Origin of the sequence: Kitasatospora kazusensis (genome assembly GCF_039529945.1) — a bacterium.
Taxonomy (GTDB): Bacteria; Actinomycetota; Actinomycetes; order Streptomycetales; family Streptomycetaceae; genus Kitasatospora; species Kitasatospora kazusensis.
Genome location: NZ_BAAANT010000126.1, coordinates 1 through 1,364 on the forward strand (window position 1 = coordinate 1; position 1,364 = coordinate 1,364).

At 68.8% G+C, this 1,364-nt stretch carries 1 protein-coding gene; it reads right to left on the bottom strand.

The window, feature by feature from the left end:
* A partial coding sequence (locus ABD330_RS32260) for an acyltransferase domain-containing protein (RefSeq protein ID WP_344469874.1) occupies nucleotides 1-1,364 on the bottom strand: 1,364 nt, incomplete at both ends.

A 1,364-nucleotide genomic window follows, 5' to 3' on the forward strand; every position in this document is an offset into this window, starting at 1 on the left:
GGTGCCGGTGGTGTGGGCTTGGGCGGCGGAGGTGAGGAGGCGGGTGAGGTTGCCGTGGTCGCGGCGGAGGGTGCCGATGGTGTGGCCGGTGGTGTGGGTGGTGTCGAGGGTGTCTTGGATGGGGGTGGTGAGGACGGGGTGGGGGCTGGTTTCGATGTAGGTGGTGTGGCCGGTGTTGGTGAGGGTGCGGATGGTTTGTTCGAAGAGGACGGGTTGGCGGAGGTTGGTGTACCAGTAGTGGGCGTTGAGGGTGGTGGTGTCGGTGGGTTGGGTGGTGGTGTTGGTGGTGGAGTGGAAGGGGATGGTGGCGGGTTGGGGTTTGATGTCGGCGAGGTCGGTGAGGAGTTGTTGGCGGATGGGTTCGACGTGGGGTGAGTGGGAGGCGTAGTCGACGGGGATGGTGCGGGCGCGGATTCCGTGGGTTTTGCAGTGGTTGACGATGGTGTGGATGGCGGTGGTGGTGCCGGCGATGACGGTGTTGGCGGGGCCGTTGTGTGCGGCGATGGTGGCTTGGCCGTGGTGTTCTGTGAGGAGGGGTTCGGTTTGGTGGGCGGGGAGGGGGATGCTGGCCATGGTGCCGGTGCCGGCGAGGGTGGTGAGGGCTTTGCTGCGGAGGGCGACGATGCGGGCGGCGTCGTCGAGGGTGAGGGCGCCGGCGATGTGGGCGGCGGCGATTTCGCCTTGGGAGTGGCCGATGACGGCGTCGGGGTGGATGCCGAGGGATTGCCAGGTGCGGGCGAGGGCGGTCATGACGGCGAAGAGGGCGGGTTGGACGACGTCGACTCGTTCGAGTGAGGGTGCGTGTGGGGTTTGGTGGAGGAGGTCGAGGAGGGACCAGTCGGTGTGGGGGGCGAGGGCCTCGGCGCAGGCTTGGATGTGGTGGTGGAAGACGGGTGATTCGTCGAGGAGTTGGCGGGCCATGCCTTCCCATTGCGAGCCCTGGCCGGGGAAGACGAAGACCGTCTTGCCTGCTTGTTCGGTTGTGCCGGTGGTGAGGTTGCCTGCGGGCTGGTCGTCGGCGAGGGCGGTCAGGCCGGTGAGGAGTTCGTCGCGGTCCTGGCCGACGACCACGGCGCGGTGCTCGTGCTGTGTGCGGGTGGCCAGCGCGTGGGCGGCGTCGGTGAGCGGTACTTCGGGGTGCTCGGTGAGGTGGGCGGCGAGTTGACGGGCGTGTTCGCGCAGGGCGGGCCCGGTCTTGGCGGAGAGCAGTAGTGGCACGACCGTCGGAGCGGCCGGGACGTTCTCGGTTTCCTCCCTGTCGGCGGTGGTGTTCGGGGCGGCTTCGAGGATGAGGTGGGCGTTGGTGCCGCTGATGCCGAAGGAGGAGACGGCGGCCCGGCGGGGGTGGTCGGTCTCGGGCCAGG